Annotated in this window: 18 protein-coding genes; all 18 read left to right on the top strand. The window is 36.6% G+C overall.

All coding sequences use genetic code 11. The features are described 5' to 3' along the window. The first annotated feature begins 110 nt into the window (after window positions 1–110). Window positions 111–1,286, top strand: a complete 1,176-nt coding sequence (locus AAEU29_RS19575) for a DegT/DnrJ/EryC1/StrS family aminotransferase (RefSeq protein ID WP_421974886.1) — start codon at window positions 111–113, stop codon at window positions 1,284–1,286. After that, on the top strand, window positions 1,286–1,888 hold the full coding sequence (locus tag AAEU29_RS19580; protein WP_421974887.1) for a sugar transferase: 603 nt from the start codon (window positions 1,286–1,288) through the stop codon (window positions 1,886–1,888). The genes AAEU29_RS19575 and AAEU29_RS19580 overlap by 1 nt, the downstream gene beginning before the upstream one ends. Beyond that, window positions 1,881–2,207: a hypothetical protein gene (locus tag AAEU29_RS19585; protein WP_421974888.1), complete on the top strand. Its 327-nt coding sequence runs from the start codon at window positions 1,881–1,883 to the stop codon at window positions 2,205–2,207. The genes AAEU29_RS19580 and AAEU29_RS19585 overlap by 8 nt, the downstream gene beginning before the upstream one ends. 11 nt (window positions 2,208–2,218) lie before the next feature. Beyond that, complete coding sequence (locus tag AAEU29_RS19590) at window positions 2,219–2,872, top strand: formyltransferase family protein (protein ID WP_421974889.1); 654 nt, start codon at window positions 2,219–2,221, stop codon at window positions 2,870–2,872. Window positions 2,873–2,938: 66 nt separating this feature from the next. After that, the gene (gene gspG / locus AAEU29_RS19595) at window positions 2,939–3,331 is read left to right on the top strand and encodes a type II secretion system major pseudopilin GspG (protein WP_054978866.1); all 393 of its coding nucleotides are present in this window, start codon (window positions 2,939–2,941) and stop codon (window positions 3,329–3,331) included. Continuing rightward, window positions 3,328–4,980, top strand: a complete 1,653-nt coding sequence (locus AAEU29_RS19600; RefSeq protein WP_421974890.1) for a GspE/PulE family protein — start codon at window positions 3,328–3,330, stop codon at window positions 4,978–4,980. The genes gspG and AAEU29_RS19600 overlap by 4 nt, the downstream gene beginning before the upstream one ends. Continuing rightward, window positions 4,980–6,188: a type II secretion system F family protein gene (locus AAEU29_RS19605; RefSeq protein WP_421974891.1), complete on the top strand. Its 1,209-nt coding sequence runs from the start codon at window positions 4,980–4,982 to the stop codon at window positions 6,186–6,188. Before AAEU29_RS19600 ends, AAEU29_RS19605 begins: the two co-directional genes overlap by 1 nt. Then, a complete protein-coding gene (locus tag AAEU29_RS19610) occupies window positions 6,175–6,582 on the top strand; it encodes a pilus assembly FimT family protein (protein WP_421974892.1) in 408 nt (135 codons plus the stop codon). The genes AAEU29_RS19605 and AAEU29_RS19610 overlap by 14 nt, the downstream gene beginning before the upstream one ends. After that, window positions 6,564–6,998: a type IV pilin protein gene (locus tag AAEU29_RS19615; RefSeq protein WP_421974893.1), complete on the top strand. Its 435-nt coding sequence runs from the start codon at window positions 6,564–6,566 to the stop codon at window positions 6,996–6,998. The genes AAEU29_RS19610 and AAEU29_RS19615 overlap by 19 nt, the downstream gene beginning before the upstream one ends. Before the next feature lies 1 nt (window position 6,999). Beyond that, entirely contained in the window at window positions 7,000–7,692 is a 693-nt protein-coding gene (locus tag AAEU29_RS19620) for a PulJ/GspJ family protein (protein WP_421974894.1), read from the top strand. Next, on the top strand, window positions 7,679–8,572 hold the full coding sequence (locus AAEU29_RS19625) for a type II secretion system minor pseudopilin (protein ID WP_421974895.1): 894 nt from the start codon (window positions 7,679–7,681) through the stop codon (window positions 8,570–8,572). The genes AAEU29_RS19620 and AAEU29_RS19625 overlap by 14 nt, the downstream gene beginning before the upstream one ends. A 12-nt stretch (window positions 8,573–8,584) precedes the next feature. Further along, complete coding sequence (locus AAEU29_RS19630) at window positions 8,585–9,622, top strand: hypothetical protein (RefSeq protein ID WP_421974896.1); 1,038 nt, start codon at window positions 8,585–8,587, stop codon at window positions 9,620–9,622. Continuing rightward, window positions 9,619–10,206, top strand: coding sequence for a hypothetical protein (locus tag AAEU29_RS19635; protein WP_421974897.1), 588 nt, complete (start codon window positions 9,619–9,621; stop codon window positions 10,204–10,206). Before AAEU29_RS19630 ends, AAEU29_RS19635 begins: the two co-directional genes overlap by 4 nt. Next, the gene (locus tag AAEU29_RS19640; RefSeq protein ID WP_421974898.1) at window positions 10,199–10,627 is read left to right on the top strand and encodes a hypothetical protein; all 429 of its coding nucleotides are present in this window, start codon (window positions 10,199–10,201) and stop codon (window positions 10,625–10,627) included. The genes AAEU29_RS19635 and AAEU29_RS19640 overlap by 8 nt, the downstream gene beginning before the upstream one ends. 4 nt (window positions 10,628–10,631) lie before the next feature. Further along, window positions 10,632–12,629, top strand: coding sequence for a secretin GspD/PilQ domain-containing protein (locus tag AAEU29_RS19645; protein WP_421974899.1), 1,998 nt, complete (start codon window positions 10,632–10,634; stop codon window positions 12,627–12,629). Window positions 12,630–12,921: 292 nt separating this feature from the next. Continuing rightward, window positions 12,922–13,065 carry a hypothetical protein gene (locus tag AAEU29_RS19650; RefSeq protein ID WP_421974900.1) on the top strand — a complete coding sequence of 48 codons (144 nt, stop codon included), beginning with the start codon at window positions 12,922–12,924 and terminating at the stop codon, window positions 13,063–13,065. Further along, window positions 13,025–14,896, top strand: coding sequence for a hypothetical protein (locus tag AAEU29_RS19655; RefSeq protein WP_421974901.1), 1,872 nt, complete (start codon window positions 13,025–13,027; stop codon window positions 14,894–14,896). Before AAEU29_RS19650 ends, AAEU29_RS19655 begins: the two co-directional genes overlap by 41 nt. Before the next feature lie 242 nt (window positions 14,897–15,138). Next, a partial coding sequence (locus AAEU29_RS19660; protein ID WP_421974902.1) for a DUF4214 domain-containing protein occupies window positions 15,139–19,833 on the top strand: 4,695 nt, incomplete at its 3' end.

Here is a 19,833-nt window from a genome sequence, read left to right on the forward strand (position 1 = left end):
TTTGAGCGTTAAAGCATAATTTATATTACATAAGTAAAACGACATCGTATCTCTCGATATTGAAGCTGTGATAATATATGAAATAAGATTATTTGTATTAGAGATTATAGATGCTTAACACTTCATTGAGCCCTTGGCCTTCATTTACGGAAGAAGAAGCTAACGCTGTCAAAAATGTTTTGTTATCTAATAAGGTAAATTATTGGACAGGCAGTGAGTGCCGAGAATTTGAGAAAGAATTTGCGGACTTTGCAGACTCTAAATTTGCAATTGCCGTTAGTAATGGTACGACAGCGCTAGAATTGGCTCTTAAAGCTATTGATATTCAGCCAGGCGATGAAGTGATTATTCCACCTCGCACCTTTTTAGCCACAGCAAGCAGTGTTGTTACTTGGGGGGGCATACCTGTTTTTGCTGATGTTGAACAAACCAGCGGTAATATTTCAGCTGCATCAATCAAACAAAAAATTACTCAAAAAACGAAAGCGATTATTGTTGTTCACTTGGCAGGTTGGCCATGTGAAATGGATGAGATTTTAGCGCTAGCCAAAGAGCATGATTTAAAAGTAATCGAAGATTGCGCCCAAGCACACGGTGCGAAATACAAAGGGCGTTCCGTTGGTAGTATTGGTGATATCGGTTGCTGGTCATTTTGTCAGGATAAAATCATGACCACAGGCGGTGAAGGTGGCATGGTAACGACAAATGATAAATCACTTTGGCAAAAAATGTGGTCATTTAAAGATCACGGCAAAGATTATGATGCCGTTTATAACCAAGAGCATCCGCCAGGCTTTAGATGGTTACACAATAGCTTTGGCACTAACTATCGTATGACTGAAATGCAGGCGGTTATTGGTCGTATTCAACTGCGTAAAATGGACGCGTGGTTTGCGGCTAGAAATAACAATGCAGCGGCAATACTCTCGTCACTACAAGGTATCAACTGCATTGATGTCCCTGTATACCCTGAAAATATTGATCATGCGCAATACAAGTTATATGTCTATGTCAATCAGGCAGAGTTAGCACAAGGCTGGACTCGAGATCGTATTGTTGACGAAATAAATGCGTGTGGGGTGCCTTGTTATCAGGGCAGTTGCTCTGAAGTGTATTTAGAAAAAGCATTTGACAACACAAACTTCAGGCCTGAAGCACCACTCATGACGACTAAAATAGTGGGAGAAACTAGTTTGATGTTTTTAGTACACCCAACGTTGAGTGCTTCTGAAATTGAAAAAACTTGTTCTGTAGCAGCTTCAGTGTGTAAGCAAGCGAGTCTTTAATGATTAAAAGATTAATGGACTTTACTGTAGCATTGATTTTACTCGTGAGCCTATTTCCTATACTTATTTTGGTTGCAGTATTGGTCAGAGTGAAGTTAGGTGGCCCGGTGATATTTAGCCAACAAAGACCAGGTCTAAATGGCAAAATATTTAAAATGTACAAGTTTCGTTCTATGACAAATGAAACTGACAATCAAGGTCAACTTCTTCCCGATGAAATTAGGTTAACAAAATTTGGACGAATGTTACGTGCTACCTCATTGGATGAACTTCCTGAGTTAATAAATATCCTAAAAGGTGATATGAGTTTAGTAGGTCCAAGGCCGTTACTTATAGAATATCTGCCTTTGTATAATGAAGAGCAAGCAAAAAGGCATAATGTACGACCAGGAATTACTGGTTGGGCTCAAGTAAATGGTCGAAATGCTATTTCTTGGCCTGAGAAATTTGAATTAGATCTCTGGTACGTAGAAAACCAAAGTTTGATTTTGGATTTTAAAATATTATTTATGACTTTTCATAAAGTAATTAAAAAGGAAGGTATTACTGCCGATGGTGAGGCTACAACATCTTTTTTTAAGGGAAATAATTTAGATGATTAATGATGCGATTGTGAGCTTAAAAGACATAACAGAGCAAGGCCATGCTATTTATCAATGTTATTTAAAGCATGGTAAAACATTCTTTTATGCAAAACAGCTTTTTGCAAATAACCTGTTGAAGCTGAATGTTCTAGAAGTAATTATACAATCGCAACAAATTGAATATGTGAAAGCAAGTAAACTATTGATTGAACATATAAAGTCTTGGCAAGAGCAATGGATAGAGCTTCAGATAAAGAGTGACCCTTCAGATAATGATGAATTTGTTTTTATAAGTAGAACACCATATCCAAAAGAAGCTGAGCTAATATTTAATTAAATCAATTTATTATGAAAGTATTATTTTTATCTAAAAAGCATGACGTTCACTCTGAAAAAGCGCTAACACATCTTAACCAATTTGGTTGGGAAGTTGTTTCTTGTTTTGGCGTTTGGGGTGAAAAGCTACCACCTGATGCTCAAACATGGGATGGGGATTTAATCATATCGTACCTTTCCCGCTGGGTCGTCCCTGAGAGTTTATTAGTTAAAGCTAAAGTTGGTGCCATTAATTTTCATCCTGCACCTCCAGAGTACCCCGGTATAGGTTGTATAAACTTTGCTCTTTATAATAACGAGGGAACTTTTGGTGCTACTTGTCATCATATGTTGGGCAAAGTAGATACAGGAAAAATTATTAAAGTTAAGCGTTTCCCTGTGTACGAAAAAGACAATATTCAATCTTTACTTGAAAGGACATATGATTATCAATTGTCTCTTTTTTATGATGTTATGGATCAATTTTATACTGATAAAGCTTTCCCTGAAAGCCAGGATGAATGGAGTCGGGAGGCTTATACTCGAAAGGAATTTAACGAGTTATTTAAAATTAGTTTAGAGATGGATGAAGAAGAAACTAACAAAAGAATTAGAGCTATTAGCTTTAATGAGTTTCAACCGTGGATTGAATTCCACGGTAAAAAATTTTATTACAAATCCGAATAAAAATTATATTTCAATTTAATATTGAATGTTTTAGTCTGCCCACAAATAAATTTTAAGGTAGTAAAGATGATACGCAATAATCAGTCTGGTTTTTCACTTGTCGAGCTATTAATTGTAATGGTTATTATTGGTTTAATAGCTTCAATTGTTGGACCTGCAATGTTTGGCAAAGTCGACTCTTCAAAAGTAAAAACAGCTCAAGCACAAATGCAGCTTTTAGGTGCAGCAATTGATACGTATCGCCTAGATAATGACGAGTTTCCTGAATCACTGGATAATTTAGTAACTAAAACAGGTCGATATTGGGATGGTCCATATTTACCTAAAGATGTTCCGAATGATCCTTGGGACAACCCTTACTTTTATGAAAGAACAGGTAAGGGTTATACCTTACAAAGTTTGGGTAGAGATGGAAAACAAGGTGGTGAAGATCTTGATGAGGACATCGTATACCGATGAACCACCTGTTAGAAATTATCAATGAACTCAGAGCATCTGACCCTGTAACTAATTCAGAGCTAGAAGCTTACACTTCAGGGCATCACGTTACACCTGAAACGACGATATGCTCATTGGCTGGTGTATCTGAAGAAAAATTACTAGAGTTTGTAAGTGAGAAAACAGATTGTAGATTAATTACCTTTTCTAATGCTGTAAACTTTATATCAGAACAACAAATTAAAGATGCTTACCAAAAGGATGTTAATTGGGATTTACTTGCTAAATTAGGATGGTATCCATTAAGTCTTGATGATGATGTAATTAATATAATTACAAACAAACCATTATCTTCAGAAGCTGCGAATTTACTTGCTTTCAATAATATAGAATATAATTTGTGTTTAGCATCTGAGTCGCTTTTACAGCGAGTCGTAACACTTTTTGAACAAAACAAAGAAGTCATTTCCAGTGGTATCGTTGAAGTGGAGCGTTTGCGAGCATTAGCTTCTGAGGCACCAATTGTTAATTTGGTTAATTCTCTTATACAGCGCTCTTTAGCACTTAAAGCTTCAGATATGCATATTGAACCCGTTGAGCAAGGCGGACGAGTTAGGGTTCGTGTTGATGGCGTGCTCCAAAAATTAGATGACATTCCTAAAAGCTTAGTGCTGCCTGTAGTATCAAGAATAAAAATATTAGCGAATTTAGATATTGCTGAAAAACGTCGTCCTCAAGATGGGAAAATAGCACTTCATAATTTAAATATTGATATTCGAGCGTCTATTCTTCCACTCAACAACGGCGAAAGTGTTGTTCTTAGATTTCTTGAAAAAGGCTCGTTGAGGTTTGATATAGCTGAGCTTGGTTTTGAACCTGATACAATAGAACGAATTAATCAAGACTTAACTAGAACTGCTGGTGTTATTTTAATGACTGGCCCTACGGGTTCAGGTAAAACTACATCGCTTTATTCTTTTTTACAGCAATTAAATTCTAGCCATGAAAAAATAATTACACTCGAAGATCCAGTGGAATATGAACTGGAAGGTGTAAACCAAATTCAAGTAAATAGCGATATAGGCTTTGACTTTGCTGCGGGTTTGCGCAGTATTGTTCGACAAGATCCAGATGTAATCATGGTTGGTGAAATTCGTGATGCAGAGACAGCCCGTATAGCAATGCAATCATCTTTAACGGGTCACTTAGTATTTAGTACTGTGCATACTAATGATGCCCCAAGTGCTTACGTAAGATTGATTGACCTTGGTGTAGACGAATTCCTTTTAAATGCTTCAGTGATATCAATTATTGCTCAGCGCCTTGTTCGAAAGCTTTGTGAGGATTGCTGTATTGAAGATGAAAACTCAGATCAAATAAAAGAAAAACTACTCCACTCCCATGGGAAAATTATTGGAAGCTCCATCAAGATAAATAAAGCTGTGGGCTGTGAAAAATGTAATGGTACTGGTTACAAAGGGCGTTTAGCTCTAATTGAGTATTTACCTAATGATCAATTTATTAAAGGTACAGCTAAAGATTCATCATTTACACTTCGGGCTGAAGAATACATGCAAGAAAGTGGTTTAAGGAGTCTTTACCAAGACGGCATTGTAAAAGTGGCAAAAGGTCTTACCACAATAGAAGAAGTTGTAAGAGTAGCCGGTTAATGAAAGCATTTAAGGTTGTATTTGTTGACAGCAGTGGTGTGAAAACTACTAAGCAATTTACTGCAAGTGATGAACTTGAAGTCTACCAGCAGTTAGAAGAATTAGATGCAACGCCAATAAGTGTTAAAGAAGCGCAAAAAAGTGTTCTTGATACGATCAGAGGGGATCGTATAACACCTAATATGATTGAGCTGGTGATTACTAATCTTGCCAGTTTACTTTCTAGTGGAATTAGCCTCGATAAAGCACTAACACTTGTAGCCAAATCTTCTGAAACAGCAAGCTTAAGCCAATTAGTAAGTCAAATTCAAAACGGTATTCGAGGTGGTAAGTCATTTGCCGATTCACTGAGTCAGTTTCCTGAATATTTTGATGAGCTGGTGATAAATTTAGTACAAATTGGAGAAAGTACAGGCCAATTAGATAAAGTCTTAATTGATCTAAGTGGTCAACTTAAGTTTCAAAGTCGTATCAACAGCCAAATAAAGCAAGCCGCAATTTATCCATTGGTTATTGTTTTTGTTTGCATTCTCTCAATTCTGTTTATTTTATACAGTGTTGTGCCGCAGCTTTCAGGCATGCTTGAGCAAGTAAAAGATTTGCCTGGTTATACAATTGCGCTTATGGCTACGTCGGATTTTGTTAGAAGTACCCCAGGTACATTTACATTAATTGCAATTGCAGTATCACTCTTTTACTTTATTTTTACAGATTCAACTTCCATAAAAGAATCTCGTCAAAAAATAAAGTTAGTATTACAAAAAGCCCCTTTAGTAAGAGGTATGGTTGCGTTATCTCAGCAGTTAAGGTTTGCATCTGCAATGAAATCAACTCTCAACTCAGGATTATCTATTACCGATGCACTTAACCTATCTGCGAACACCTTAACGGATACAGGTGCACAGTTAAAATTTTTAGAAGTTAAAAGTAAAATTCAATCCGGTGTTAGTTTAACCAAATCAATGGAAGATACTGGCTTGTTTACGGTCATGGAAACAGGATTTATTGAAGTCGGTGAGGAGACTGGTGATTTAGCGAAAGCATTTAGTGAAATGTTAGAGCGGAAATCCCATGAATTTGATACGAAGCTAGCTAGCACACTTAAAATGTTAGAACCATTACTTATTTTGTTTATGGGCGTGATTGTTGGCGGTGTGGTAATAATTATGATGCTAAGTATTATGAGCGCGCAGAATGTGGGTATCTAAACAAATTGGTATGACGTTACCTGAAATTCTAATAGTACTTGCATTAATGGCTGGTAGTTTGTCTATTGTTGCGCCATTGTCAGTTGAAATGGTGGAAAAACGTCGTCATAAGCTTGAGCTTTTTGAACTTAAATCTGAATTGGCAAATTTGCAATACAAAGCTAGTTGGCTAAACCAGGATTTATCTATCAGACTAGATAATGAAAAGTTAATTATATCAGACAGTAATAACAAACCCATAAGGGTTAAATCTTTCGATGAGCTTCGCTTTGATAAAGAAACTTTGCTTATCAACAAAGCTGGTTGGGTTAATTCTTGTGTGATAAAAGTGAGCAAGAATGGCCAGGTTTCTCCTATCAATGCATTTGAACGCTTATGCAAAAAAAACAGTTAACAGGTTTCTCTTTAATTGAGTTGTTGATTGCGGTAAGTATTATCACAATGACAATTGCACTCACGAATGTAATATATGCAAATTTTGTTCAAAATGATCAGCGCTTTAGTGCAAGAAGTGAAATGTATGCTGATTTACTTGAATTAACTGACGAAGTAAGAGAAGTTGTTAAAAATAGTGAGGATGAGAAGGGTAAGGGCACACTTAACAGTACAGAGTGTGACTGGCAAATTGTTAGAAGTGATAAAAAGAAAGGCTTTAACTTTGACTTAGAGACAGGGAAAACGACAAGCGGGGGTGTTAATTATTTTTTACAAGCTATCGAACTTTCATGTAAAAACAATAATTTTGAAATTAAACCATTTGAAATTTCTGTATTGAAAATAGATATCGGCAATTTTGGAGACTTAGGCTAGTATGATTAAGCAAAAGGGTTTCACTATTGTTGAAATGTTAATTACGCTTACTATTTTGATGTTAGTTTTAGCGCTCAGTTATCAGGCGCTGTCTGTTTTTTTAAATGCTGCAAGCAAAAATAGAAGTGACTTTTCAAAAGCTCAAAGTACAAGCTTAGTTCGCGTTAAACTGCGCTCATCAGTTCGTGGAATGCTCGATTACTATGTACTTAATTCTCAAGGGCATATGCGGCCGTACTTTTTCCAAAACGATTCTGTAATTCAGTACATATCTGTTACTCCTCTTATTTTTTCAACGGAACCCGAGGTATTGGTTACTTTGCAAGTAAAAGAGTCTGATTTTGGTAATGGCAAGCAGTTAAAAATTTTAGAATGCAAATTAAAAGATAGAATGCCTTACGAACAAAATGAAGTTCACTTTCCTATTAACGACAATTGTGAAGTATTAACAGATAAAATATATGCTGAAAACATCGAGCTAAATGTAGAGCGAATAAACGGCAGTGAAAACTTCTTAAGCTTGCCTGGGTTCACAGCTGTTGAAGATGCATTAACATTTCATTTATTACCGAAATCTATATCAATTAAATTGTACGACTCAAAAATTGAACAGGCCACTGAGTGGCGTTTTCAAACCAAGATAGAGAATAAGCGTAAATACTTCGCAATGGATGGTTTTGATGGAAATGCCTAATTACAACTTTAATAAAGGCGCTGCTTTAATTAGTGTGCTATTGGTTGTTTCATTATTGACTTGGGTCATCACATACTTTATCGGGAAAACAACACAACAAATTGAGCTTGCAAAATTACAAAAAGAAAGGGTAATGGCTGAAATTCAGGCTGATTCATCGGTGGATCAAATGCTTTTTGCACACTTTTCTAAGTCCTATTTATCAAACGATGAATATAAAGAATGGAATTATCGAGGCACACCTTTTCAGATTGATAAATCAACCACAGTTACACTTCAAGATACTCAAGGTAAGTTATCCTTGATCAACTTAAATGAAAATTTGTTTACTCACTTTTTGCTAAGTAATGGGTTTAAGCACAATGAAGTTAATAGAATTAAAGATTGTTTAGCAGATTGGCAAGATAATGATGATTTGTCACGTTTAAATGGCGAGGAGTCAGAGTATTATCAAACTCAAAATTTGCCATCACCAAGGAACAAAAGAATCCAAAGCATGTCTGAATTATCGTTAATATGTGGATTTCCTTCAGAACAAAGTAAGCAACAACTCATATTAAATAACCTTTTGCTTTATAGTATGGGAAGTTTTAATCCATTGTTTGCAAGTAAACAACTCATCAAGGGAGTTCAATTATCTCCAGATAGAAAAAGGTTATTGAACGATTTAGTTGAAGAGGGAAATTCAGCATTGGCACAAAAGTATTTTGGCGTAGCTGATTCTTCTTTAAGTGCGATGAACATGCAATTATCTAATGAAATTGAATTAAGTGTAAAAGTAACTAATGGGGACGCTGTAGCTATTCGCAACATTGTGTTTAGTCAAAATATACGGTATAAACCTAGGCCCATTCTGCAGTTCTGGCACTGGTCTGAATAATAAAGAGATATGATGACAAATTTGTTCAAAAAAATTGACAAGATATTTCAAGAAAAAGCAGCATTTTACGCCTCAGATGAATTTGTTATTGGTGAACTGAAAAGTGCTCCTATTATCATAATTTCTGCAACTCGAGTGCTAGAAAAAAAAACATTTTTTAAGATCAATAAGAAAAAAAATCTTAAGCTGGCCGTTGATTTATTTGTCAAAAAATCCTCACCTTTTAAAAGTTATCACTCATGGGTTGATTTTTTTAAAGCTTCAGATGGTTATTTTGTTGTTGTTTATTATGTAACAGAAAACGTATATCAAAACTTAAAAGCGCACCAGACCAAAGGTGGGATAATTCTGCCTGAACAAGCTTTGGTCAGAAAGTCGCCTGAACTTGCTTGTACGATAAATGGCCATGGAAGTTACATTGCTGACCCTAACTACAAAATGCAATTTAACTTACCAAAAGCAAATTTACTGCAAAAGTTGGTTGAACATCAAGGTGAAACACAAGAGTTATCAAACTTTGTCGCAAAACTCTTTAATTCATTGAATGCAAGTAAAATACTGCCATATTGGGAAAATATTCATCTAGGAGATAAAGCTGAATTTAACTTTACATTAGGGCATTTGGTATCGGTTTTTTCTTTACCACTTTTCTATTTATCTCTAACAAGTGCTTGGCTTTATAGTGATCATATTAAAGCCTTAAAAACATATGAAGAAAATAAAGAAAAAATATCTGAATATAAAGCATTGGAGAGGAATTTTGAAGAGATGCAAAGTGAGCTATCTCAATTAAGAAAACCATTTGAGAATTATCTGTACCCATACAAAATATTTGATGTAATGAATCAAATAGATGTATTTGTAAGTGTTCAATCCTTCAGTATTAATAGTACAGAAATATCGATAAACGGAATTTCTGATGATGCAAGTTTAGTGTTCAAAAAATTATCTGAAGATAAAAGGTTAAAAGACTTGAGGTATGTGAGACCAGTCAGGAAATCAGGGAAGCGAGAATCTTTTACCATAGGCTTTAAGTTAGAAAATTCATGAAAATTTTATCAACATCTATTTTTGAGTTAGCCGCTCAAAAAAATATAAGTGAGAAGCATGCAAAGTTGTTACTTTTTTGTTTGTGTTTATTGTTTATTAAATTTCTAGTAATGCCAATTTTAGATTGGCAAATTGAAGTCAAAGAAGAAACTGACTTTTATAAATTACAATATCGAAACGAAAGCAGTATTATAGCATCCACAAATAGTATTATAGAAAGCGAAGCACAATTAAAAAACGAACTTCACGAAGTTCAAAAACTATACTATCAAGGCTCGGAAACTTCCAATCAAGTAAAAATTAATGGACTAATTGATGCTAAAGTAGCTGAGCTAGGGTTGCGACTTTCGTCGAAAAATTCCGGTAAACTTTATGAAAAAAATGGTGTTATAACCGTTGAGTACACGGTCCGTGTCCGCGGTTATGCGTTAGAGCTACAAGAGTTTGCTTATTGGCTAGATAATATAAGTCCTAAGTTGCTAATTCAAAATGTGCGTTTTTCATCCTCTAGAGGAGCATCCGCTGTTGAGCTTAATGTACGATTTCAACAGTTAATACTAAAAGAGGCGTTTGAGAATGAATAAATTAATTGCTGTTCTTTTTTTGATGATCTTCTTATTTGATGTTTGGTTTAGAATATACCCAAGTGATTTAGCTGATAAAAGAATTGATTTTTATAAAGAAAATGATCCATTTGTTCATTTGGTTCCTCCATCAAAGCCAACATTTAATAAGAATTTATTTGGTGAAGTTGCTAAAGAGAAAGAAAGTTTGCCGAAAGACGTGGTTGCAAAAAAACCAAAAGAGCCTGAATTGGAATTGTTAGCTGTATTTTCAACGCCAAGCTCATATGCATTTGTGTCATTAAAAGATAGTAATCAACCAGCAAAAAAAATGCATATAGGGGAGTCTTATAAAGGCTTTCAACTAAAAGAAATTAATGGAACCAAAGCGTTATTCGTCAGGGCAAATAAACAAATCGAATTGAAGGTTTTTAAAGGGTAATTAAATGAAGTTTAAAAAGTGTTTATTAGCAAGTGTCGCAATTACCTTATTTGGTTGTAACACCACTGAACCAATCGTTATTGAATCATCAGTCCTTAGCAATAAAGATAGGGCTATGGCGCAAAAAGCAGTTCCCGTTGAGCAAGCTAATAATGTGGGTGAGCTAGCATTAAAAGAAATTGAAAGCATTGATGGTGCAGGCATTACCCCACCAAGTACAGAAAAGGACGCAACACCAGCTTTTGATAATAAAAAAGTAACAATTAGTGCGAATAATTTACCTCTTTCAGATTTTATCCACTTAGTTTATTCGGAGCAATTGGGTTTAGATTATTCGGTGTCAAACGCTGTAAGAAATGGCCAAGAGCGAATTACATTAAACCTTCAAAATCCAATTGCTAAAGAAAAGCTTTATCTGAGCGCAAAAAATATTTTGGAGCAAAATAACGTTATTTTTGCCGCAAAAAACGATATTTATTTTTTTGACAAACGTAAAGCTAATACTAAAAGTGGATTTAATTTAGGGGTGGGTAGAAATTCGGCAGATGTACCTGATGTTTCTGGTCAAATTTTGCATGTTGCGCCACTTTATTTTGCTGATTGGGCGTCTATCAATCGTGTGGTAGCGACGTTAACAAATGCTAAAGCGCAATATATGAATGACCGTAATGCTTTATTAATTACTGGGGTTAAATCCGAAATAGAGCAGGTTTTAAAGATTATAAATGCATTCGATAGACCTTCTGCTAAAGGTAGGCACATTGGTATCGTTGAGTTGGTTTATCTAACACCCGAAGAATTTGAAGAGCAATTAACAGAAATCTTTGAAATTGAAGGTTTACGTGTTGCTGGGCCTGGGAAAGAAGGTGTTGTAGCTATAACACCTATGAAAAGAATGCGTTCTGCTCTTGTACATTCTGCTTCAATAGATGTTTATAACCGCATTATGTATTGGGCAGAAAAGCTTGATGTACCAAGCTCGTCTGATGGAAGACGTTACTATACGTATTTCCCAAAGAATGTATCAGCTATTGATATGGGGAAAAGCCTTACTCAATTGTTTGAACTTAGCAATGAAGTAAAAAAATCAACCACTGGCGATTCAGCTAAGACAGAATCAAAAGCTTCAGGCTCAAGTATGCAAGACCTTGCTATGACAATTGATGAGATTCAAAATGCGTTAGTATTTTATGCAACGCCATCAAAGTATCATGAAGCGCTGGAATTAATCGAAAGACTTGATGTTATGCCAGGGCAAGTGCTTATAGAAGCCGCTGTAGTAGAAGTAACACTTGAGGATAGTTTTAGTCGTGGTATTAATTGGTCACAGTCTGATGGCTTTGATGCTCAGCCAGAAAGATCCTCTTTATCAATCGGTAACGGTCTTAGTTATGTGATTCAAGGAGTTGACTTTAATGCTTCATTAGAATTCTTAGAATCCAATAGTCGAATTAAAATAGTATCTCGCCCGCGAGTTTTGGTTCGTGATGGCCGTGCTGCAACTATGAATGTAGGGACGGACATACCAGTAATTACCCAATCAGTAAATGATTTAGATAATACAGATCAGGTTTTACAAACAGTTCAGTACAGAAATACAGGTGTAAGTTTGAATGTAACACCTACAATTAACGCGCGCGGTGTAGTTGCAATGCAGCTTAGTCAAACAGTATCCGCTGTAGGTGAAGATAAAATCGATGGGATTAATTCTCCAACAATTTTAAACCGTTCATTTAATACTGAATTATTGGCTCTTGATGGAAAAACAATTATTTTGGGTGGTTTAATCAGCGAGAATGCTTCGGATGGAGGTACAAGTGTTCCTGGGCTTTCAAAGTTGCCGCTGATAGGGAATTTGTTTTTCGGAAGCAAGAGTGAAAGTAAGAACCGTGTTGAATTGGTTGTGATGATAACACCAAGAATTATTGCTAGTGAACAAAGTATAAACGATGCTATAGAAGCGATAACATCAGAATACGAAAACTTTACATTTGATTTGTAACAGCAATATCTAAATATTGATTCGATTTCTAGTTTATTAAATAAATGTAAAAAACAATAATAAAATCATTGCTACAAAATGGTTATTTTGCTCTAATTAGCTTATGTTTTAATTGACAGATTTTTGTCTAACCGCTATAAATTAGCGGCTAACTTAAATGTTGGTTAAAACAATAACAATTTATAAACAGGTAGTAGTTGGCAATTTATACATTGACATCTTTATCGCCTGTGCTTTAATACAACCTTTAATTGGTATACCAAAAGAAATAAAGTTCTAAAGGAGAAACTTAATGAACTATAAAAAAGGTCTAGTAGCGCTAGCAATCACAGGTGCTTTAGCTACTCCACTTACAGCGTCTGCAGCTGCTAAGTTTATCACTTACGGTGGTCAAGTTGGTACAGGCTCAAATCGGTCCACAAACTGCTGCATCTAACATTGGTGGTGGTTCTAACGTAAATGTAGCTGGTATTGTAGACGTAGTTAACGATGACTTAACTGTTGACCAAATTCTAGCTGGTTTCGAAATTGACTTCGATGCTGATACAGTTGGTACAACTAACGGTTCTTTCGTTGGTTCAAGCCGTACAGACGTTTCAATCGGTTACACTGCTGACGTAGAAGTTCCAAACGAAGCTACATACACGTTCAAGATCCACGATGGTGCTAACAATGCTGCAAACGGTGGTCTTTCACTTGCTGATATCGCAAACGTACGTTTAGTTGCTCAGGTTGCTGTTGCTGGCGCTGGTACTGGTACTGCTGCAGGTGATTTCGTAGAAGTTGGTAAAGTAGTTTCTTATACGCAAGATGCAAACGGTGTTATCTCTGACTTCATCATGCAGATCGATACTAACGTTGCTCGTTTAACTGGTTCAACGTTTACTTCGCGCTACAACCTAGATGGCGATATCACTACACCTGATACTGTTCCTACATCTGGTTTCCAACTTGCAGATCCACTACCAGCTGACATTCAGTTATTCTTAGTTTCTTCTGCTCCTAACAACGGTGACGCACCTGGTGCATACAACCCGCTAACATTTGAACTTTCAAATGGCGCTGTTGCAGGCAACCAAATCCACCTTGATATCACTGAAGTACGTAACACGTCAAACATCGTTCTTGATGCACTTTATCAAGGTGCTAAGAGCCACGTAATGACAGTTACAGATGGCTTTGAGTTAACAGTTGTTGACCAAGCAACTAACGTAATTGAAGTTGAAACTGATCGTACTACTTTCGCAGATTGCGAAAATGGTTCAAATCTTCTTGGCGACGAAACTGTTACTCTTAACGGTTCTAACCCAGGTCAAGATTATGTATGTGCTTCAACAGGTGACCGCGTTGTTTCTCGTGCAAAACTTTCATTTGCAAGTTCTGCTGATGTAGGTCTAGATGTACGTAGCGGTAACGTTATGGAATTCCAACTTTCTCGTAAAGACGGTGAGTCTTTATCAGGTGTTGATTCAATTTCATTCGGTGCTGTTACTGATTCAACACCAACTGCTGGTGTTTACTCAGGTTCAGGTACTCTTCTTAACATCGGTTTAATGGATGCATTAAACACAAACCAAGAAGCTAACCTTGATATCACTGCTGACGGTATTGATCCATTATTCCCGAATGCTGGTGATGCAGCTGACTGGGTACTTACTAATGTAGTTATCAAGTCTGGTATCGCACTTACTCAAGACGTTACAGTTCCAGTTGTTTACGGTGAAACAAACACTGTTATCGCTGGTCCTTCAACTGTTGTGCGTGCTGACTCTCGTTCAGTAGCTGTTGACGGTGTTACTCACGTTTGGGACATCGACGGTGCTCTATTCAAGACTCCTTACCTTTACAGCCTACCAAATGCAAACGGTTGGGGTTCAGTAGTTAAAGTAACTAATGAATTCACTGCTGATGCAGGCATCCAAGCTGATATCATCATCGCTCCAGCTGGTGAAGGTGCGGGTACAGACGCAGGTATGGATACTCCAGCTGTTGGTAATACTTTCGTAGGTGTTAAACTACCTAAGATGGTTCCAGCAATGGGTCAATACACATTTAACGGTACTGACTTAATTGAAGCTATCAATACTCAGTTTGGTGCTGGTACTGTTGATGCAACTGCTAACTGGCACATTGAAGCGACATTCCTAGTGAATGCTCCTCAAAACACAGTTCACGCTGCTGCACAGAACAAGAGCCCAGACGGTCGTGCTGACGCTCCAGTTCTTTACAAAACTAATAACTCAGCTGATGGCCGTCAATGGCAATAAGCTGCTAGTTTTCTAGTATTATTTTAAAAGGGTGCAGATGCACCCTTTTTTATTACCTCTTAATAAGTTAATCGCATATAACTTGTGAATTCTACAAAATAAAAAAATAAATCTTTAAACTTTAGTTTCAAATTTACCTTCGATTACAATCTTATTGTTGTACCGTATATTGCCCCTATAGTATTATGAGCGCAAATCTGGCTATTAGGTCTTAGATTTAACTGATTTTCTCGGAGTAGTGTATGAAGTTTCGCTTATATTCTTGTTTGTTGATGCTAGTAGCATTCATTTCTTTTGATACCTTCGCTTCTTTTGCTGGTAAAAAATGGGCTGATATATCTACAGGCAAAGCACATACTATGGCGCTTGACTATAAAGGTGATATCTGGGTATGGGGGGCCAATAATAATTCCCAATTGGGTTTAGGTAATGGTAGTCCAATCCAATCAGATAAACCCATCCGTTTGTCTATTCAGGAAAATCAAACCGATATAAAGTTCACAAAGATATTCAGTGGCCCAAATTCAAGTTTTGCATTAAGTGAATCAGGTGATATTTGGTCTTGGGGCAGCAATAGTAAAGGTGTGCTTGGCCAAAATGCAGGTAATGCCGTTATACAATCATTGCCAACAAAAATAACATTATTCAGGGAACAAAGTGTTGATGGTGAAGGTGTCGTCACATTAGTAGATGTAGCAGACGTAAAGTTTAGTGATTTAAAAGTGTATAACAGTGCTGTTATCGCAAAGTCGTTAAATTCAAAATATTATATTTGGGGTGATAACCAAACTGAACTGTTTGGTGCTAACTTGCCTCAGCAAATTATTCAAGTACCTACTGAAGTAAATTTTAATATAAATGAAACGACAACTGTATCAGGTATTTTTGTAACTGACGGTTACTTTACGCCAACTCTTTTTGTTTTGTTATCAAATGGCGAAATCTACTCAAAAGGCGATAACTATCGTCAAACAACAGGTACAGGTCACTTAGGTACTTATCTATCTGAATTCAAAGTTGTTCAACATCCAAATAATTTAAACTGGAAAACACTACATTCTATAAAAGAAACTGTTATTGCGGTTGATAGTAACGGAGATGTATACCGTTGGGGATTTGATGCTAAAACACCTAAATTGATATTCATGGATAGCGGGGAAACTGAGCAATTTAAACCTTTTAGTCAACTGCCATCTAATCTCAATGAAGTTTATAACAGAATTTCTGTTGGTTATAACCAAACAGCAATCATTGCTGATAACGGTGACTTATTCTTATGGGGGAAAAATGATTATTTTTCGATCACACACGAAGAGTATGTCAATTTCTATTCATACCCTACCAAATACGTAAATACTCGTTGGAACAGTCTTAACAAAATTGGATTACATGATGAAAGTGTAGTTGTTCTATCTGATTCTAGAGAAATCTATACATGGGGAAGTAACTATGTTGGTGCGCTTGGTTATCAATCTAATTACTTGAGAAATCCTGCTGTAGGGCAAAGTGCTGAATCAAGAACTCCTAGTCAAGGGTATTCATTTTCGAATATATCCACATCTTATGATAGTCAGCAGCAGAAAGCTCATACACTTGCTATAAAAGTGACTGGTATTTGTTATCCTAATATGCCGCAGTTAGATAGTGATAATAACCCTGCAACATTCAATCCTGCCAATTATGATAATGATTCGGTGTGCTCTTTATACAGCACCTTAGAAAAAGAAGAAAAATATGGTGAAATTTGGGGTTGGGGAAATAATAGCTTTAATCAATTAACCAGCACTATTCTAGATCCAAACTATGAAGGATCAAACGATAAAGTAATTGACTATCCATCACCAATTTTTGGTAAATCAGTAAACGATATATCGCTTTATGATAAATCATGGCGGTTTATTGAAACTTCAGGTAGTAGCAGTTACGCGATTGATACAGCTGGAAAACTATACTCATGGGGTAGAAATAATTATGGTCAACTTGGGCTGGGGATTGCTGACTCAATCGTATCAAACCCGACTGAAGTCACAGGTAACACTTGGCATTCAATATCTGCAAGTAGTTACCATGTAATAGCGATTGATACTTCAAACCGGCTCTTCTCTTGGGGTAATAATTGGAGTTATAAATTAGGCACAGGCGATAATGTGTGGTTGAACTTACCTACTGAAATTAGTGCCGGAATAACCCTTAGTCAGAACGAAACCTGGCTACAAGTTGCTACATCAATCTATTTTAGTACAGCTATTACCAGTGAAGGTCGTCGCTTTGTCTGGGGGTCACAAGAAAATGGACGCCTAGGTAATAATTCAAAATCTGGTGTTATAGCTATTCCTACATATATAAATGATGGATTCAATTGGCAGAGAATATCCGCTTCAGACACATATACTGTAGGTGTGGCAAATAATAAACTCTACATCTGGGGCGACAATATTGAGCAAACTCTAGAAGCAGATCCTGACGTAACTTTAGTTGAACCACATCGTCTTACCCCAGGTGAGTTTCCAGATGGAAGTGATATTAAAACTGTAACCTCATTCAATGACGTGGTTAGTTCAAATGATACCCATTATGCGTTAGACAATAACCGAGCCTGGGTTTGGGGTAGTGGAAGTAATGGCTGGTTAGGTGATGGAACGCTAAGTGTAAAGCAAGTGTTGCCAAAGCTTACTGCAACAAGTTATGAAATTTCAGCTATTTCAACTTCTGGCAAAAGCACTGCAGCAATTGATATAAGCGGATTATTGTTAGGTTGGGGAGATAATCAACACAATCAGTTAGGGTTTAGCAATACTCCTGGAAAAATTTATAGTGAATCAGCGAAGGTCGTATTGATTGATGATGCTGATGGAGATGGAACACCTAACTATCTAGATGTTGCACCTGAAAACCACTTGTTAAGTAAAGATTCAGACTACGATGGTATCGCTGATGAAAATGATTCTGATTCAGATAATGATGGTCTAGAAGATGATCTTGAAAATAGCCTAGCCTTCCAAGATAGTTTCGACGCAACTGATGCAAACCAAGATTTGGATCGTGACGGTCTTACTGTTAAAAAAGAGTATCTAACATACTATACTTGTGATTCATATTCCTTTGAGGGTACTTTAAACGACCCTAATTGTAGTACTAATAAATCTCTACCTAAAAATTTGAGCGTTGAATACTTGGCTGCTTTAACAACTAAATATAATGAGTTGAAAACAAATGGTGGTATTGCTGCAAATGTTTCATTAGATAGTTTTTTGAATACTTTCATTAATAGAAGGTATTTCTCTTTTGAAAGTAATGACTTAGGAACTGTTTCAGCGTGGTATGATGAGCAGTACTCAGAAACTGCTACATTCCGAGAGCGCGCTGAAGCGCGAATCGCAAACAATTCATATGTAGGTTTCAAAACTACTGACACTTCAACTGAAGTTACACCTATCAATACACTGTATACAGCTGCTGATTCATACAATGGCTCGCAGTCCCTCATGCTTACCTCAACCAATTCGGCTGTTAGCTTTAATAGAGGATTTGGTAAGCGTTGGAGTTCATATATTGAAGATTTAACATCTGGTGAGGTTTTCTTTGCTTATAAAACGAATGATGCGTTTCTAGCTGGAGCCGATAAGTTAGAACTGCTGGTAGTCGGCCATGAATATAATCATCAATCAACTTTTACAGATAGAGTATTATGGTCTTCAACTTCTAAATCAGATGTAAATATAAATGATGGTTGGATCCTTGTTAGCGTAAATAATCCATACACCTCTGAACAGGGGGCCTATCAGCTTACTTGGCGTTTAACCAAATCTACTGGCAACCATGAGCCTCAAATATACCTTGATGCGCTAAGTTTCCCATTAGAACTGAATAATAACCCAACAACAACTACAGGATTTATTTTCCCAATTGAATATAGAGATCTTATTGTTGGGGTTAATACAAATTCGGCTGATCCAGATAATGATGGTTTATCAAACAAAGACGAATATCTTGCTGGAACAAATCCAAATAATCTCGACACTGATGGTGATAAGATACCTGATGGGTGGGAAGTTTTGTATGGAGCAAATCCACTTGTAGATGATGCAAACGCAGACTTAGATAATGATACATTGTCAAATTATCAAGAGTATTTAGCAGGCACTAACCCAAAAAGTACGGATTCAGACAATGACGGTTTACCGGATGGTTGGGAAGTTGCTAACGGAACCAACCCTGTTGTAGCTGATGCAAATGGTGACTCAGACGGTGATGGACTGACCAATAAGTATGAATACGATAATGGCTTAGATGCAGGTAATAACGACCAAGACAATGACGGCATAATTGATGGTCAAGATAACGACCCATTAGTAGCAGCGGATAGTGATGGTGATGGCTGGGATAATGCGATAGAGCGAAGTGATGTTGCATTGGATGAGTCAAATCCAAATGATGCTTGGGCAGATTCAGATAATGATGGTCGTCCATTAGTACTTGAAGGGCTAGAAAGTACAAATAGTGGTGCAAAAGATAATGATGTTGTTGGTCAAACCAGAAACTTGGTTATCCAAGCTTATGTAGACACAATGTCATTTAGCCACATTCCATCAGCTTACCTAACAGATTTAGGAGCTGGAAGTACAGAAATAGACCTTAAGATAGCAGATGTTAATGGTGGTAATTTAACACCGGCACAGTTATACCATGACTTATTGCTAGATTCGAACTCAGACTTTGCTGTGATGGGTTTTATCGGTAGAACTTATAAAGCTGTGCTGGATAGAGAAGTAAATCTATCAGGGGCAACCTTTTATCGAGAAGTTTTAAGCACAGGGCGAATGACCCAATTAGCAATGGTAACCAATTTTGTTAATTCAACGGAGTTTACTAACCGCTATGGTAATGACTTAAGCAGTGAGGCTTTTGTTACCTTAGTCTATCAAAACGTATTAGGG

Source organism: Pseudoalteromonas aquimarina, assembly GCF_049257255.1.
Classification (GTDB): domain Bacteria; phylum Pseudomonadota; class Gammaproteobacteria; order Enterobacterales; family Alteromonadaceae; genus Pseudoalteromonas.

Bases quoted from the DNA above. Each gene is read 5' to 3' on its own strand.
- AAEU29_RS19575 (WP_421974886.1), top strand. From the start codon at position 111: ATGCTTAACACTTCATTGAGCCCTTGGCCTTCATTTACGGAAGAAGAA.
- AAEU29_RS19580 (WP_421974887.1), top strand. From the start codon at position 1,286: ATGATTAAAAGATTAATGGACTTTACTGTAGCATTGATTTTACTCGTG.
- AAEU29_RS19585 (WP_421974888.1), top strand. From the start codon at position 1,881: ATGATTAATGATGCGATTGTGAGCTTAAAAGACATAACAGAGCAAGGC.
- AAEU29_RS19590 (WP_421974889.1), top strand. From the start codon at position 2,219: ATGAAAGTATTATTTTTATCTAAAAAGCATGACGTTCACTCTGAAAAA.
- gspG (WP_054978866.1), top strand. From the start codon at position 2,939: ATGATACGCAATAATCAGTCTGGTTTTTCACTTGTCGAGCTATTAATT.
- AAEU29_RS19600 (WP_421974890.1), top strand. From the start codon at position 3,328: ATGAACCACCTGTTAGAAATTATCAATGAACTCAGAGCATCTGACCCT.
- AAEU29_RS19605 (WP_421974891.1), top strand. From the start codon at position 4,980: ATGAAAGCATTTAAGGTTGTATTTGTTGACAGCAGTGGTGTGAAAACT.
- AAEU29_RS19610 (WP_421974892.1), top strand. From the start codon at position 6,175: ATGTGGGTATCTAAACAAATTGGTATGACGTTACCTGAAATTCTAATA.
- AAEU29_RS19615 (WP_421974893.1), top strand. From the start codon at position 6,564: ATGCAAAAAAAACAGTTAACAGGTTTCTCTTTAATTGAGTTGTTGATT.
- AAEU29_RS19620 (WP_421974894.1), top strand. From the start codon at position 7,000: ATGATTAAGCAAAAGGGTTTCACTATTGTTGAAATGTTAATTACGCTT.
- AAEU29_RS19625 (WP_421974895.1), top strand. From the start codon at position 7,679: ATGGAAATGCCTAATTACAACTTTAATAAAGGCGCTGCTTTAATTAGT.
- AAEU29_RS19630 (WP_421974896.1), top strand. From the start codon at position 8,585: ATGACAAATTTGTTCAAAAAAATTGACAAGATATTTCAAGAAAAAGCA.
- AAEU29_RS19635 (WP_421974897.1), top strand. From the start codon at position 9,619: ATGAAAATTTTATCAACATCTATTTTTGAGTTAGCCGCTCAAAAAAAT.
- AAEU29_RS19640 (WP_421974898.1), top strand. From the start codon at position 10,199: ATGAATAAATTAATTGCTGTTCTTTTTTTGATGATCTTCTTATTTGAT.
- AAEU29_RS19645 (WP_421974899.1), top strand. From the start codon at position 10,632: ATGAAGTTTAAAAAGTGTTTATTAGCAAGTGTCGCAATTACCTTATTT.
- AAEU29_RS19650 (WP_421974900.1), top strand. From the start codon at position 12,922: ATGAACTATAAAAAAGGTCTAGTAGCGCTAGCAATCACAGGTGCTTTA.